The sequence below is a fragment of the Delftia sp. ASV31 genome, assembly GCF_016428765.1.
Classification (GTDB): domain Bacteria; phylum Pseudomonadota; class Gammaproteobacteria; order Burkholderiales; family Burkholderiaceae_C; genus Comamonas; species Comamonas acidovorans.
The window spans coordinates 1-15,086 of record NZ_JAELTK010000066.1; the positions used below are offsets into that span (position 1 = coordinate 1).

Consider the following 15,086-nt stretch of genomic DNA (forward strand, 5'->3'; position numbering starts at 1 on the left):
TCTGCACCACGTCGCCGCTCTTGAGTTCGGTGCGCAGCGGCACTTCCTCGTTGTTGATGCGCGCGGCCGTCATGTGGTTGCCGACCTTGCTGTGGATGGCATAGGCGAAGTCCACCACGGTGGCACCGCGCGGCATGGCCATGATCTCGCTCTTGGGCGTGAACACGTAGACGGCGTCGGGGAACAGGTCCACCTTGACGTGGTCCCAGAACTCGGCCGCATCGCGCGTCTCGTTCTGTATGTCCAGCAGCGACTGCAGCCACTGCGTGCCCAACTGCTCGGAATCGTGGCCGGGCTGGGCCTTGTACAGCCAGTGCGCGGCGACGCCGGCCTCTGCGACGATGTGCATTTCCTCGGTGCGGATCTGGAACTCGATGTTCACGCCCGAGGGGCCCACCAGCGTGGTGTGCAGCGACTGGTAGCCATTGTTCTTGGCAATGGCGATGTAGTCCTTGAAGCGGCCCGGCATGGGCTTGTACATCTGGTGCAGCACGCCCAGCGCGGTGTAGCAGTCGATCACGCGCGGCAGGATGACGCGAAACCCGTAGACGTCCGTCACCTTGGCAAAGCTCAGCTGGTTCTTCTCCATGCGCAGATAGAGCGAATACAGCGTGCTTTCGCGCCCGGCCAGGCGTGCCTGCAGGCCTGCGCCGGCGAACTCCGCATTGACCTCGTCCTGCACGCGCTGGACCAGGTCGCGGCGGCGCTTGCGCGAGCGGGCGATGGCCTTTTCCAGCGTGGCATAGCGCCAGGGATGCAGGTGGCGGAAGGCCAGGTCCTGCAGCTCGCGGTAGGTCTGGTTCAGGCCCAGGCGGTGGGCGATGGGTGCGTAGATCTCCAGCGTCTCCGACGAGATGCGGCCCCACTTGTTGCGCGGCATGTCGCCCATGGTGCGCATGTTGTGGGTGCGGTCGGCCAGCTTGATCAGGATGACGCGCACATCGCGCGCCATGGCCAGCAGCATCTTGCGGAAGGACTCGGCCTGGTTTTCCTCACGCGTGTTGAACTGCAGCTTGTCCAGCTTGGTGAGGCCGTCGACCAGCTCGGCCACGTCCTGGCCGAAGCGCTGGGCGAGGTCCGCCTTGGTGACGCCGCAGTCTTCCATCGCATCGTGCAGCAGCGCGGCCATCAGGGCCGGGGCGTCGAGCTTCCAGCTCGCGCACAGCGCGGTGACGGCAATGGGATGGGTGATGTAGGGTTCGCCGCTGCTGCGCCACTGGTCGCTGTGGGCCAGGTCGGCAAAGGCATAGGCTTCGCGCACCTGCTCGATGCTGGTGGCATCCAGGTAACCCAGGTGCTCCATCAGTCCGGCAAAGGCATTGGCCGACACGGTCGCTGCCTGCTCTGCAGACATGCGCTCGGGCCGGGGTGTCGGTACGGGATCAGAGGGGGCTGTGAACGAAGTCAAGGCCGCTTTCATGACTTAAATGTAGCGTGCATGCGGGTTTGTGCAGGCTTCATGTAAAAAAGCACCGCTGTGCGGTGCTCTTTGTGGGGCCATTGTGTTGCTTTGCAGCAAATCAGCCCGGAACCTTCTTCAGCATCTCCAGGCCGACCTTGCCTTCTGCGATCTCGCGCAGGGCGGTGACACCGGGCTTGTTCTTGGTTTCGATCCTGGGCGTGTGGCCCTGGCTCAGCATGCGGGCGCGGTAGGTGGCGGCCAACACGAGCTGGAAGCGGTTAGGGATCTGCTCCAGGCAGTCTTCAACAGTGATGCGTGCCATCAGGATCTCCGGGAAACGTCAGTTGGGTACAGAAATATTGAGAGACTCGAAGGTCTCTGCGCGGCGGCTGCGCTGAGCCGCATACTTGAGGCGCTGGGCGTGGATGATCGTCTTGAGATCAAACAGTGCGCTCTCGAACAATTCGTTGATTATAACGAAGTCGAATTTCGCCACCTGGGCCATCTCCTCGGCCGCGTTCGTCAGGCGCAGCTCGATCACCTCGGGCGCATCCTCGCCCCGGTTTTCCAGGCGTGCCCGAAGCTCGTCCCAGCTGGGCGGCAGGATGAAGATCAGAACGGCGTTCGGAAACGCTTCCTTGACCTGCAGCGCGCCCTGGTAGTCGATCTCCAGCAGCACGTCGGTGCCGACCTGGATGCGCTCTTCCAGCGCCTTCTTGGCCGTGCCGTAGCGGCGGCTGTGCACATTCGCCCATTCGACGAAGGCGTTGTTCGACACCATGGTGTCGAATTCCTGGTCGGAGACGAAGTAGTACTCGCGGCCGTGCTTTTCCTGGCCACGCGGCGCGCGGGTGGTGTGGGAGACGGAGGGCGAGACGCGCGCATCGAACTCGCGCAAGGCTCGCACCAGGCTGGACTTGCCGGCCCCGCTGGGGGCCGAGACGACAAAGAGGTTTCCGGGGTAATCCATGGATTTGTGCGCAGTTTGGTTACGCATGGGCATCTGTGATGGGCTTATTCGATGTTCTGCACCTGCTCGCGCATCTGCTCGATCAGCACCTTCATGTCCACGCTGATGCGGGTCAGCTCCAGCGTGGCGGACTTGGAGCCCAGCGTGTTGGCTTCGCGGTGCAGTTCCTGGATCAGGAAATCCAGGCGCTTGCCGATCTCGCCGCCCTTCTTGAGCAGGCTCTGGATCTCGTCCAGGTGCGAGTCCAGGCGGGTGACTTCTTCCGCCACGTCGATGCGGATGGCAAAGGCCGTGGCCTCGGTCAGGGCGCGGTCCTGGGCGGCTTCGGGCGCCACGGCGCCTTCGGCCAGGGCCATCGCTTCTTTCCAGCGCTCCATGAAGCGCAGGCGCTGCTGCTCCACGAGCTGGGGCACCAGGGGCGTGGCGTCTGCCGCGAGCTTGCGCAGCTGGGCGATGCGGTCCAGCAGCATGGTGGCCAGGCGCTTGCCTTCGCGGGCGCGGGCTTCCAGCAGTTCGGTCAGGGCCTGCTCTGCCAGCGTGGGCAGCATGCTGCTCCAGTCGATGGCCGAGTTGGCGCCGCTGCTGGCCAGGCGCAGTGCGTCGGAGACGGACAGGCTGCGAGCGTCGGGCAGCCATGACTGGACGGTGTCCTGGAGCATGGCCAGGCGCTGCAGCATGGCGGTGGAGGGGTCGGGCAGGGAGTTGCCGTCGTCGTTGTCGATGGCGGCGCGCACTTCGACCTTGCCGCGCTTGAGGCGGGCGGTCAGAAGGGCCCGCAGGGCCGGCTCATGGGCGCGCAACTCGTCGGGCAGGCGGAACGAAAGATCCAGGAAGCGGCTGTTGACCGAGCGGATCTCCAGACCGAGCCGGCTGTTGCGGCCCGACGCTCCACCATCTTCTGCGGACGCGCCGTGCTGGGCACTGGCGTATCCGGTCATGCTGTAAACTGGCATTGGACTTTTGATGGATGCTTGCAATTGCCCGATTATCCGGGTTTCGCCTCATCCCTGAGACTCACCGGAGAAAAATGTCTTCCAAGATCAAGCCGGCGCCATTGCCGCCAGGCAGCACGATCGGCGGCTATCGGGTGGTGCGCAGGCTTGCTTCCGGCGGTTTCGGCGTCGTTTACCTGGCCTTGGATGCAGAGGGCAAGCAGGTTGCGATCAAGGAATACCTGCCCGCATCGCTGGCCACCCGTGCCCCCGGAGAGTTGCAGCCCGCCGTGGCTCCCGAAAAGCTTTCACTGTACCGCCTGGGCCTCAAGAGCTTCTTCGAGGAAGGGCGTTCCCTTGCACAGATCTCGCACGCTTCCGTGGTCAGCGTGCTCAATTTCTTTCGCGAGAACGAAACCGTCTACATGGTGATGAACTACCTGGAGGGTGCCACCCTGCAGGACTTCGTTGTCACCGCGCGCGAGCTCAAGGCCGAGAAGGTGTTCCGCGAATCGACCATCCGCTCGCTGTTCGACGAGGTGCTGCGCGGCCTGCGCATCGTGCACCAGCACAAGATGCTGCACCTGGACATCAAGCCGGCCAACATCTTCATTACCAATGACGACCGCGCCGTGATGATCGACTTCGGCGCGGCGCGCGAGGTGCTGTCCAAGGAGGGCAACTTCATCCGCCCCATGTACACGCCGGGCTTTGCCGCGCCCGAGATGTACCGCCGCGATGCGTCGCTCGGCCCCTGGACCGACATCTACGCGATTGGCGCCTGCATCTATGCCTGCATGCAGGGCTTTCCGCCCAACGAGGCGCCGCAGCGCCAGGACAAGGACCGGCTCACGCTGGCGCTGACCAAGCTGCGCGGCGTGTACTCGGACAACCTCATCGAAGTCGTCGAATGGTGCATGGCCATGGACCCGGGTTCGCGCCCGCAGTCGGTGTTTGCGCTGCAAAAGGAGTTGAGCCGCGAGGGTGAGCGCCGCTACACCAAGCTCAGTGTCTCCGAGCGCATGCGCCTGCAACTGGACACGCTGGTGACCGACGCCAAGAAGAACATGCAGAAGATCAGCGGCGCGGCAGTCCTGCCGGCCGTCGGCCAGGAGCGCAAGCCATGAGGTTTTCGGTATTTCAGCTGAGCCGCCGCGGCGGCCGGGCGCTCAATGAAGACCGCATGGGCTACTGCTACACGCGGGAGGCCGTGCTCTTCGTGCTGGCCGACGGCATGGGCGGCCATCCCGAAGGCGAGGTCGCCGCGCAGCTGGCGCTGCAGGTGATGTCCGTGCATTTCCAGCGCCAGGCCAAGCCGCTGCTGGACGATCCGCAGGGCTTTCTGGTCGATGCGCTGCTGCACGCGCACCGGCAGATCCTGCGCTACGCCAGCGCCAAGGGCATGATCGATACGCCGCGCACCACGCTGGTGGCGGCCGTCATCCAGAAGGGCAAGATCACCTGGATCCACTGCGGCGACTCGCGCCTGTACCTGGTGCGCGGTGGCGAGCTGCTGGTGCGCACGCGCGACCACTCCTATCTGGAGATGGGCGAGATCGCCGCGCAGCTCAAGACATCCAGCCGCAATGTGCTGTTCACCTGCCTGGGCTCGCCGTCCAAGCCCATCTACGACGTGACCGAGCCGCGCCGGCTGGAGCAGGGCGACAAGCTGCTGCTTTGCTCCGACGGCCTGTGGGGCAGCGTGGACGAAGGGCACCTGATGCGCACCCTGCATGGTCGCACCGTGTCCCAGGCCATCCCGCAACTGGTGGAAACGGCGCTGCGCAACGCGGGCGATGCCAGCGACAACGTCACGGCCATCGCCATGGAGTGGGAGACGCCCGACGCCTTCGAGTCCACCATGGGCATCTCCACCCAGGATATCGAGAACGACGCGTTTGAATCCACGATCCAGGGGGGGCCAATCGAAGACCTGGAAGATGAGCTGGATGACGCCGCCATCGAGCGCTCCATCGCCGAGATCAACGAGGCGATACGCCGCTCGGCCGAGCGCCAGTTCAAGCGCTGAACGCCGCTGCCGGCCCGCAGCAGCGGTGCCGGTGGCGCGCATGGACAACCACCTATTGACGACAAAGGGCGCACGTGCGCCCGACTGGATTTCTACGATGAAGATTGTGTTGGCCTCCAACAACCGCGGCAAGCTCGCCGAGCTGCAAGCCATGTTCGCCCCGCTGGGCGTTGAACTGATTCGCCAGGGCGACCTGTTCGAGGGCGAGGCGCCCGAGCCGCATTGCACCTTCGTGGAGAACGCGCTGTCCAAGGCCCGCTTCGCGGCCGAGCGCACGGGCCTGCCCGCCATTGCCGACGACGCCGGCATGTGCGTCTCGCACTTCGGCGGCCTGCCGGGCGTGGACACGGCCTACTACTGCACCCAGTTCGGCTACGAGAAAAGCGACGACAACAACGTGCGCGCCCTGCTGGAGCAGATGCAGGGCGTGGCCGACCGCCGCGCCGCCATGGTCAGCACCCTGGTGGGCGTGCGCAGCGCCAGGGACCCCGAACCGCTGATCGCCATGGGCCGTGTGCTCGGCGAGATCACCACCGAGCGCCGTGGCACGCAGGGCTTCGGCTTCGACCCCGTGATGTACATCCCCGAGCTGGGCCAGACCTTTGCCGAGATGGACCCGGCCGTGAAGCACGCGCACAGCCACCGCGGCCGCGCCACGCTGCAGATGATCGAACTCGTGCGCGAGCGCTGGGTGCGATGATTCCCATCCAGCCCCAGGATTCGGCCTCCGGCGCCCAGGCCGCCGTGCAGCGCGACATCCAGCACTACATGCGCCCCGGCACGCTGCAGCTGGGCAGCCTGCCGCCGCTGTCGCTGTATGTGCACCTGCCCTGGTGCATTCGCAAGTGCCCGTACTGCGACTTCAACTCGCACGAGCATGGCCGCGACGGCCCCGAGCTGCCCGAAGACCGCTACATCGACGCCCTGGTCGCCGACCTCGAAAGCGCGCTGCCGCTGATCTGGGGCCGCACCGTGCACAGCATCTTCATCGGCGGCGGCACGCCCAGTCTGTTCGCGCCCGAGTCCATCGACCGGCTGCTGGCCGCCATCCGAGCGCGCCTGCGCATGGAGGCCGACTGCGAGATCACCATGGAGGCCAACCCCGGCACCTTCGAGACCGACCGCTTCCGCGCCTTCCGCGCGGCCGGTGTCACGCGGCTGTCCATTGGCGTGCAGAGCTTTGACGACCGCCTGCTGCAGGCCGTGGGCCGCGTGCATGACGGCGCCCAGGCGCGTGCGGCCGTGCGCGAGGCGGCCGACAGCTTCGAGACCTTCAACATCGACCTGATGTACGCGCTGCCCGGCCAGACCGAACTGGACCTGGCGCGGGACCTGGATGTGGCCATGTCCTTCGCCCCGCCGCACCTGTCGGTCTATCACCTGACCATCGAGCCCAATACGTATTTCGCCAAGTTTCCGCCGGCCATCCCCGAGGACGACCTGGCCTACGACATGCTGGACCGCATCACCGCGCGCACCGCTGCCGCGGGCATGCAGCGCTACGAGATCTCGGCCTATGCGCGTGAGGGCCACCAGTGCTGGCACAACCGCAACTACTGGCAGTTCGGCGACTACCTGGGCATAGGCGCGGGCGCGCACAGCAAGCTCAGCTTTGCGCACCGCATCGTGCGCCAGGTGCGCTTTCGCGATCCCGCGCGCTACATGGACCAGGCCCTGGCCGGCGCGCCGCTGGCGCAGGACGGCGAGGTGCGCCGTGCCGACCTGCCCTTCGAGTACATGCTCAACGCGCTGCGCCTGCGCGAAGGCTTTGCGCTGCAGGAATTCATGGAGCGCACGGGCCTGCCGCTGTCCTCCATCGCCAAGGGGCTGGACGCCGCACAGGCCAAGGGCCTGATCACGCGCGACCTGGGGCGGGTGGTGCCCACGGAGCGGGGTTTTGACTTCCTCAGCGATCTGCAGGAGCTGTTCCTGGCGGAGTGAGCGGGCCAACGACCATTGAAAAAAGGACGCCTCGGCGTCCATTTTTTCGTCCAGCGCCACCGCGCAATCGGTCGGCGATCAGCCGCAGCGCACGGCCACGATGCGGCCTGTGCCGTCGACCACCAGGTTCAGGCGTTCCTGGTTGAACTCCATCGTCGTTGGCTGGCCTTCGCGCAGCACGCGGGCCATGTAGGCGCCCGACTGCTTGCGGGCGGCCTCCAGCGTGGCCGAAGTATTGCTCTTGCCCACGAAGGACTGCGCCGATGCCGCATTGCAGACCTGCACGGGACGCGGGGCCGGTTGCGCCGCGCCGCCGCCGCTGCCACCAAAAGGATTGCTCATGCCGGCGCAGCCTGCCACCAGGGTGGTGGCGCCCAGCAGGGCCAGGGCGGCAAGGCGGCGTTGGAGGGCGGGGGCGGTCATCGGCATGGTCTGTCTCCTCGATTCATGGGGTGTTGCTGCGCAGTATCAGGGCAGGCGCGGGCGCGCTGCCTCGGACAATGCCGCATACCTTAGCCGGGCTGAGCCGGGCCAAGGCGAAGCCGAAGGCATGCGGAAGTAACAGGTGGCAGCAAAGGCTTCAGCGCCGCGCGGTGCGGCCTTCCGCGGGGGCGTGGTGGAAGACCGTGGCCTCCATGCCCATGGCGCGTATCTTGGCGGCCGCCTGATCGGCGCTGCGCTGCTTGGCAAAGGGGCCCGAGCGCACGCGCACGATCTCGCCCTTGTTGCTGTGCAGGGTCTGGCTGAACGTGGGCAGCTTGGCTTTCTCCAACCGCTCCACCACGCGCCCGGCATTGCCAGCTTCAGAGAACACGCCGATGTTGATGTAGTAGTTGCCCGGCTCCAGAGCCGCCGAGGCGGCTTTGGCAGGTGCCGGGGCCTTTGCGACGGGTTCGGCGGGCTTGGCGGGCTTGGTTTCAGCCGCCACCTTGGAGGGCTTGGCGGGCGCTGGCGTGGCTGCGTGCACGGACGCTGGCGCAGGCGCAGGTGCTTTGGCTGGCACCAACGCGGCCTTGACGGGAATGGCTGCCGCTGCAGTGGCCGCGACGGCACCCGCGGCGCCGGTCGCTGCCACTCCGGGCATGGGTTCGACCGTGCCGGAGACGGTGCTGCCGGCAGCGGGCAAGGGCGCTTGCGGATCAGGGCGCGCCTCGGTCTGGGCAACCGGCTCTTGCGGCTGGGGTATGGGGGCGGGTGCGGGTGCGGGTGCGGGCGCGGGCGCCGGTTCCGTCCTTGGCGTTTCAACGGCAGGTACGGCTGCGGCGGGCGTTGGCGCCACGGCTGGTGCAGCTGGCGCAACTGGTGCAGCGGCCGGTATGGATTCGGACGGGATCGCCTCGGTCTGTGCCGCCATGAAATGTGGCATGCCCGACAGCGCCCAGATGCCTGCACCGGCAGCGGCGGCAAGCACCGCACCGGCCGCCACGGCCAGGCGCTTGCGCAGGGGCGTGGCCGCGCGGCGGGCCAGGCGTTCGTGCGCTGCGGCCATGTTGGGGGCCTCGCCAATGGCTTGCAGCGTGTGGCGGCGCACATGGTGCCAGTACAGGGCATTGGCGCCCAGGCCGGGAATGGCAATGGCCAGCAGGATCAGCGTGGCATCGATGCCGTGGGCAATCGCCGGGGGCAGGCCCAGCGCGGGGCGCAGCAGCAGGCCCCAGACCAGGCCCGTGCCGCCGGCGGCCAGCGCATAGAGGCCGCCCTCTTGCCACAGCCCGCGCAGCCCGCACCAGGGCAGGGTGAACAGGCCTGCGGCCAGGTTCCAGGTAGGCAAGGGCTTTCCCAGCGCATCGAAGCGCTCGAACAGGCGCAGGTAGTAGTCGCGTGAGGGCTCGCCAATCAGGCTGGCGTACAGGCCCGGCATCAGGCCGGTGCCCTGTCCGCCCGTGAAGCTGGTGACGCCGGAATGTGCGCCGGCGCCTGCCCGCTCGTTGGGGGCAGCGGCGTCATCGCCGTGCTGCAGCGCATAGGCTGCGGCGGCGAAGGCGCTGGCTATCGAGGGCGGCAGTTTGCTGGGGCTCTTGGGAGAGTCGGCCGTGTCGGGCCTGCTGGCACTGCCGGGCTCGGCAAAGGCGGGCTCCTGCCGGGCAGGGGCCGCCTGCCTTCCGAAGTCGATGGTGGCGGGAGGTGCTGAGATGGCGTCTTCCGATGGGGCGGGCATGTCAGCAATTGTGTCATGCACTCATGGCTGTCGGAATCACGACATTCGGGCGGATCGATCGGGTGAATCAATCGGTCAGATCCATCGCGCAGATCAATCGCGCAGATCAATCGGGCCCCTCCATCGGCCCCGATCAATCTGCCTTTGCCATCAGGCCTGGCGCGCGGGCAGCACGGTGGCGCGGCACTCGCCGAAGCCGATGCGCGCGGCGCCCGGCTTCTCGCACCAGCCGCGCAGGATCACGGCATCGCCATCCTGCAGGAAGGTGCGGCTCTCGCCATTGGCCAGCGCCACGGGCTTCTTGCCGCCTTCGGTCAGCTCCAGCAGCGCACCGGCCTCGCTGGAGGTGGGGCCGGACAGCGTGCCCGTGCCCAGCAGGTCGCCGGGCTGCAGGTCGCAGCCGTTGACGCTGTGGTGGGCCACCAGCTGGGCCATGGTCCAGTAGGCGTGTCGGTAGCTGGTGTGGGTGATCTGTTGGGCGGCCCGGCCTTCGGCGCGCATGCGGCCGGTCTCCAGCGCCACGCTCAACTGCACGTCGAACGCGCCGCGCTCGGAATTGGCGGCCGAGCTCAGGTAGGGCAGGGGCTGGGGATCTGCGGCGGGCCGCGTGAAGGCCGTGCGGTAGGGCTCCAGCGCCTCCAGCGTCACGACCCAGGGCGAGACCGTGGTGGCGAAGTTCTTCGACAGGAAGGGGCCCAGCGGCTGGTATTCCCAGGCCTGGATGTCGCGCGCCGACCAGTCGTTGAGCAGGCACAGGCCAAAGATGTGGTTCTCTGCCTCGTCCATGGAAATCGCCTCGCCCCAGGCGTTGCCGGCGCCGGTGTAGATGCCCATCTCCAGCTCATAGTCCAGGCGTGCGCAGGGCTTGAGCGCGGGTGCGGTGGCGTCGGGCGCCTTCAGCTGGCCCATGGGGCGGCGGAAGTCCACGCCCGACACGCGCAGGCTGGACGCACGGCCGTGGTAGCCAATCGGCACCCACTTGTAGTTCTCCATCAGCGGGTTGTCCGGGCGGAACAGCTTGCCGACGTTGGTGGCGTGGTGCACCGAGGTATAGAAGTCCGTGTAGTCGCCCACCTGGGCCGGCACCGTGTACTCCACGTCGGACTGGGCCACCAGGCAATCCTGCAGCGCCGCCTGTGCGGCAGCGCCTTCGCGCAGCGCGCGCGACAGTGCCAGGCGCAGGGCCGACCAGGCGGCAGGTCCCATGGCCATGAAGCCGTTCAGGTGCTGTTGCGAAGCGGCTTCCAGCTGCGGCTGCACGGCATCGCCCATGGCCTTGAGGGCGCTTGCGCGCGCCAGGTCCAGCACCTGGTCGCCAATGGCCACGCCGCCGCGCCAGGCCTCCTGGCTGCCTGCGCGGCGGAACACCGCAAACGGCAGGTTCTGGATGGGGAAGTCGCTGGCGCCGGTGTTGGCCGAGGCCACCCAGCTGCGCAGGCCTGCGTCATGGGTTTCGTTCAAGGACATCTGTCTCTCCTGGTTGGGTTTGTCTGTCGTTGGTATGAAAAGGGGTTTGGCGGGGCAGGGCGAGGCGAGGCGGGGCGGGCCGGGGTCAGGCGGCGGCAAATCCGCCGTCCATGTTCCAGTGTGCGCCGCGCACCTGGGCGGCCTGCTCGCTGGCCAGGAAACCGGCCAGCGCCGCCACCTGCTCCACGGTCACGAAGGCCTGGGAGGGCTGCTTGGCGCCCAGCAGCTTGCGCGCCGCCGCGTCGGCATCCAGCCCCTCGCGCGCGGCCAGCGCATCGATCTGTCGTTGCACCAGTGGCGTCAGCACCCAGCCGGGGCAGATGGCGTTGCAGGTCACGGGCGTGGTGGCGAACTCCAGCGCCACCGACTTGGTCAGCCCGATCAGCCCGTGCTTGCTGGCCACATAGGCCGGCTTGCGCGCCACGCCCACCAGCCCGCTGACCGAGGCGATATTGATGATGCGGCCCCAGCCGCGCTCCAGCATCTGCGGCGCGCAGGCCTGGATGGCGTGGAAGGGCGCCGAGAGATTGACGGCCAGCAGCTCGTCCCACTTGCCGGCCGGGAATTCGAGCAGCGGGCTCACATGCTGCATGCCTGCGTTGTTGACCAGGATGTCGATGGCGCCCATCTCGGTCGCAATGCGCTGCGCCAGCGGTGCGATGGCGCTGCCGTCGCGCAGGTCCAGCCCGTAGTGGCGCACCGGCACGCCATGCGTTTGGGCGATCTCGCGCACCAGCGCATCGGTCTCGGCCGATGCGGCGGCCTGGCCATGCAGCGCGATGGCTGCGCCCTCGCTGGCCAGATGGCGCGCCACGGCCAGGCCGATGCCGCTGGTCGAGCCGGTGATCCAGGCCACGCGGCCCGCATGCGGGCGACAAGCCGGGGTGGAGGGGGTGGGGTTCATTTCAGGAGATCCATTTCCATATGCACGTACTCGCTGAGAAAGCGGACCCGTGCCCAGTAGATCAGCAGCCCATCGGCGTTGCAGGCCCAGCGCAGCGCCTGCATCAGCGGCGTGCCCAGGGCCACGCCCAGGTGCTCGGCGGCCAGTTCGTCGGCCGGCGCCACGCTCAGGTGCTGGCGCGCCACGGCAATGCGCGAGGGGTCGCTGCTCAGGGCCACGGCCAGGGAGCTGCGCTCCAACTGGGCCTCGATCTCGGGGAACAGTTCCTGCTCCAGGTACAGCTGCGACAGGCAGAACCGCGCCGCGTCATGGTCGTACACGCGCAGCAGGTGCACGTAGGCGGGGGCCATGCGGCCCACGTCGGGGAAGCCTTCGGGAATCGGCGGCAGGCAGTCGCGCCCGGTGTGCAGGGTGATCTGGCCGATGTGGGCGCCAAAGGCCACCAGCTCCTTCCAGCTGGTGGGCAGCAGAAAGGACGGCGGCTTGTAGGGCGCCGCAATCACCCGCGTGCCGCCGCGCTTGCGCGTGAGCAGCAGGCCCTCTGCCACCAGGGCGCCCAGTGCCATGCGCACCGTGGTGCGCGACACGCCATGCAGCGCCTCCAGCTCCTGCACCGTGGGAATGGCGCTGCCTACGGGCCAGGCGCCCGTGGACACCTTGCTGCGGAACAGCCGCGCCAGCTGCAGGTGCAGCTTGTCCCGGCCTTGTTGAGGGGCCGACGCGGTGGAGTTGGAGGGCATGGAGGTAATAAAGTATCTATTCAGTGCTTTTATTTTCACACAAAGCGCCAGCCCTGACAGCCTGTGCTGACGCCCATCGTTGACAAATGTCTTCAATTGAGCAGGCCGAATGACTTTTAAACTGCGGCCCTTTTTCCGTTTTTCGTTTTCGTTTTTTGAATGTTGGCCAGAGCGGCCGTTGGGTATTTCATGCAGCAGCAACATGCTTGGGAGTTTTTTCGCGCCGGTGGAGTGGACCAGGTGGTCATCCGCACCGGGCAGGACATTGCGCACATCGGCGAGCTGGACCAGAAGCTGTGGGTGGCCCTGGCCTGCCCCACGCGCGGCATCGAGTTCGACAGCGACACGCTGGACCTGATCGACGAAGACAAGGACGGCCGCATCCGCCCGCCCGAACTGATCGCCGCCTGCCAATGGGCCGTGGCGCGCGTGCGTGACCCCCAGGTGCTGGCCGATGGCGGCGACGTGCTGCAACTGTCCAGCCTGGAGCGCGACAGCGAGCAGGGCGCCCTGCTGCATGCCGAGGCCGAGCGCATGCTGGCCCTGTCCGGCCAGGCCGGCGGCGCCGCGCTGAGCCTGGCCCAGGTGCGCGAGCGCCTGGCCTCCCTGGCTGCCATGCGCTTCAATGGCGACGGCATCGTCAGCCCCGCCACCGCCGGGGACGACAAGGCGCTGGCCGCGCTGGTCGAGCGCATCGGCAAGGCCTACGGCACGGCGGCGGGCGCCGATGGCGTGGCCGGCATCGCACGCAAGCAGGCCGAGTCCTTCTATGCCGACCTGCGTTCCCTGCGCGACTGGCATGCAGGCGCCGAGGCCCTGGGCTGCGGCATTGCCGAGCGCGACCAGGCCCTGGCCGCCGCCCGCGCCGTGGACGCGGTGCAGGCCAAGGTGGACGACTTCTTCGCACGCACGCGGCTGGCCGCCTTCGACACGCGCGCGCAGGACCCGCTCAACCCCTCCATCGAAGGCTATGCCGCCCTGGGCCGCGAAGTGCTGGACAGCGGCGCCCAGGCCATTGCCTCCCTGCCGCTGGCCGCCGTGGCGGCCGACCGCGCGCTGCCGCTGGCGCAGGGCGTCAACCCCGCCTGGGCCGGCGCGCTGCAGGCCCTGCGCGAGCAGGCCGTGCAGCCCGTGCTGGGCGAAGACCTGCAGGAGATCACCGCCGCGCAGTGGGAGCAGGTCAAGGCCGCCCTGCAGCCCTGCCGCCAATGGCTGGCGGCCCGGCCCGCCACGCCGCTCGATGCCCTGCCTCAACAGGAGGTGCAGGCGCTGCTGGACGGCGGGCAGGAAGCCGCGCTGCTGGACCTCATTGCCCAGGACGAGTCCGAGAAGGAACACAGCCTGCAGGCCGTGGCGCTGGAAAAGCTCATCCGCCTGCAGCGCGACCTGCTGGCGCTGCTCAACAACTTCGTCTCGTTCAGCAGCTTCTACCGGCGCGAGGGCGCGGCCTTCCAGGCCGGCACGCTCTACCTGGATGCGCGCAGCTGCGACCTGACCGTGGAAGTGAGCGACACCGCCGCCCACGCCGCGCTGGCCGGCCGCGCCAAGACCTGCCTGGCCTACTGCGAGCTGCGGCGCGAGGGCAAGAAGAAAGCCATCGTCGCGGCCTTCACGGCGGGCGACGTGGACTTTCTCTTCGTGGGCCGCAACGGCGTGTTTTATGACCGCGCGGGCAACGACTGGGACGCCACCATCGTCAAGCTCATCGAGAACCCCACCAGCATCGGCCAGGCCTTCTTCCTGCCCTACAAGAAATTCCTGCGCATGGTGGAGGAACAGGTGGCCAAGCGCGCCTCGGCCAAGGAAGAGGGCGTGACCGCCAGCCTGGGCACACAGGCCGGCCAGCTGGTCACGGCGCCCGGCACCGCTGCGGCCAACGCCACAGCTGCTACAGCCGCCACCGCTGCGGCCGCATCGCGCAAGACCGATGTGGGCACCGTGGCCGCCCTGGGCGTGGCCCTGGGCTCCATCAGCGCCGTGCTGGTGGGCATCTTCGGCAAGTTCATCGACCTGGGGCCCTGGATTCCCGTGGCCCTGGTCGGCCTCATCGCGGCCATCTCCGGGCCCAGCATGATGATTGCCTGGCTCAAGCTGCGCCAGCGCAGCCTGGGGCCCATCCTGGACGCCAGCGGCTGGGCCATCAACGGCCGCATGCGCATCAACCTGCCGCTGGGCCGCAGCCTCTCGCAGACCGCCAAGGTGCCGGTGGGTGCACGGCGCACGGCGGGCGATCCCTATGCGGAAGGCAACGGCCTGCGCAACACCCTGGTGGCGCTGGCCGTGGTGGCCTTGCTGGCGCTGATGGCCTGGCGCCTGCACTGGGTCGATGGCCTGCTGCCCGCCGGCTGGCAGTACGGCGCGGCACCGGCCGCTGTGCCGGCTGCACCAGGGTCCGCACCTGCGCCTGCGCCAGCAGCGGCACCAGCACCGGCACCGGCACCGGCACCGGCACCGGCACCGGCACCGGCACCGGCACCGGCACCGGCACCGGCGGCTCAGTAAGTCAAGGCCAAGGGGCGGGCAAGCCACTTGCGCCGCCCCGG

At 68.0% G+C, this 15,086-nt stretch carries 14 protein-coding genes; 5 read left to right on the forward strand and 9 right to left on the reverse strand.

Translation table 11 applies throughout. From position 1 onward, the window contains the following. The 4 genes from JHD82_RS20920 to JHD82_RS20935 all read right to left on the reverse strand — a co-directional run. Positions 1 to 1,420, reverse strand: a 1,420-nt coding sequence (locus tag JHD82_RS20920) for a bifunctional (p)ppGpp synthetase/guanosine-3',5'-bis(diphosphate) 3'-pyrophosphohydrolase (protein WP_199138548.1), incomplete at its 3' end; no start/stop codon positions are given. Positions 1,421 to 1,520: 100 nt separating this feature from the next. Then, positions 1,521 to 1,724, reverse strand: a complete 204-nt coding sequence (gene rpoZ / locus JHD82_RS20925; protein ID WP_012203952.1) for a DNA-directed RNA polymerase subunit omega — start codon at positions 1,722 to 1,724, stop codon at positions 1,521 to 1,523. Positions 1,725 to 1,742: 18 nt separating this feature from the next. After that, positions 1,743 to 2,372 (reverse strand): guanylate kinase, encoded by a 630-nt coding sequence (gene gmk / locus JHD82_RS20930; RefSeq protein WP_013803794.1) that lies wholly within the window; start codon positions 2,370 to 2,372, stop codon positions 1,743 to 1,745. A gap of 44 nt (positions 2,373 to 2,416) precedes the next feature. After that, a complete protein-coding gene (locus JHD82_RS20935; protein ID WP_071954590.1) occupies positions 2,417 to 3,310 on the reverse strand; it encodes a YicC/YloC family endoribonuclease in 894 nt (297 codons plus the stop codon). Between the two features lie 89 nt (positions 3,311 to 3,399). On the opposite strand from JHD82_RS20935, the gene JHD82_RS20940 reads away from it, so the two are divergent. The 4 genes from JHD82_RS20940 (at position 3,400) to hemW (ending at position 7,274) form a co-directional block, all read left to right on the forward strand. Continuing rightward, positions 3,400 to 4,431, forward strand: coding sequence for a serine/threonine-protein kinase (locus JHD82_RS20940; RefSeq protein WP_199138550.1), 1,032 nt, complete (start codon positions 3,400 to 3,402; stop codon positions 4,429 to 4,431). Continuing rightward, positions 4,428 to 5,333, forward strand: a complete 906-nt coding sequence (locus JHD82_RS20945) for a PP2C family serine/threonine-protein phosphatase (protein WP_012203956.1) — start codon at positions 4,428 to 4,430, stop codon at positions 5,331 to 5,333. The genes JHD82_RS20940 and JHD82_RS20945 overlap by 4 nt, the downstream gene beginning before the upstream one ends. A gap of 97 nt (positions 5,334 to 5,430) precedes the next feature. Beyond that, positions 5,431 to 6,033 carry an RdgB/HAM1 family non-canonical purine NTP pyrophosphatase gene (gene rdgB, locus JHD82_RS20950; protein WP_012203957.1) on the forward strand — a complete coding sequence of 201 codons (603 nt, stop codon included), beginning with the start codon at positions 5,431 to 5,433 and terminating at the stop codon, positions 6,031 to 6,033. After that, positions 6,030 to 7,274, forward strand: a complete 1,245-nt coding sequence (gene hemW, locus JHD82_RS20955; RefSeq protein ID WP_199138552.1) for a radical SAM family heme chaperone HemW — start codon at positions 6,030 to 6,032, stop codon at positions 7,272 to 7,274. The genes rdgB and hemW overlap by 4 nt, the downstream gene beginning before the upstream one ends. 78 nt (positions 7,275 to 7,352) lie before the next feature. Here the strand turns inward: hemW and JHD82_RS20960 are convergent, their stop codons facing one another. The 5 genes from JHD82_RS20960 to JHD82_RS20980 all read right to left on the reverse strand — a co-directional run bounded on the left by JHD82_RS20960 (position 7,353) and on the right by JHD82_RS20980 (position 12,543). Beyond that, a complete protein-coding gene (locus JHD82_RS20960) occupies positions 7,353 to 7,703 on the reverse strand; it encodes an I78 family peptidase inhibitor (protein ID WP_013803790.1) in 351 nt (116 codons plus the stop codon). Positions 7,704 to 7,854: 151 nt separating this feature from the next. Continuing rightward, on the reverse strand, positions 7,855 to 9,432 hold the full coding sequence (locus tag JHD82_RS20965; RefSeq protein ID WP_199138554.1) for an SPOR domain-containing protein: 1,578 nt from the start codon (positions 9,430 to 9,432) through the stop codon (positions 7,855 to 7,857). A gap of 150 nt (positions 9,433 to 9,582) precedes the next feature. Beyond that, on the reverse strand, positions 9,583 to 10,899 hold the full coding sequence (gene fahA / locus JHD82_RS20970) for a fumarylacetoacetase (protein WP_199138556.1): 1,317 nt from the start codon (positions 10,897 to 10,899) through the stop codon (positions 9,583 to 9,585). Between the two features lie 85 nt (positions 10,900 to 10,984). Next, positions 10,985 to 11,803, reverse strand: coding sequence for a 3-hydroxybutyrate dehydrogenase (locus JHD82_RS20975; protein ID WP_199138557.1), 819 nt, complete (start codon positions 11,801 to 11,803; stop codon positions 10,985 to 10,987). Beyond that, positions 11,800 to 12,543, reverse strand: coding sequence for a GntR family transcriptional regulator (locus JHD82_RS20980; RefSeq protein ID WP_012203963.1), 744 nt, complete (start codon positions 12,541 to 12,543; stop codon positions 11,800 to 11,802). The genes JHD82_RS20975 and JHD82_RS20980 overlap by 4 nt, the downstream gene beginning before the upstream one ends. 189 nt (positions 12,544 to 12,732) lie before the next feature. On the opposite strand from JHD82_RS20980, the gene JHD82_RS20985 reads away from it, so the two are divergent. Then, positions 12,733 to 15,045, forward strand: coding sequence for a hypothetical protein (locus JHD82_RS20985; RefSeq protein WP_199138559.1), 2,313 nt, complete (start codon positions 12,733 to 12,735; stop codon positions 15,043 to 15,045). The last annotated feature ends 41 nt before the right edge of the window (positions 15,046 to 15,086 follow it).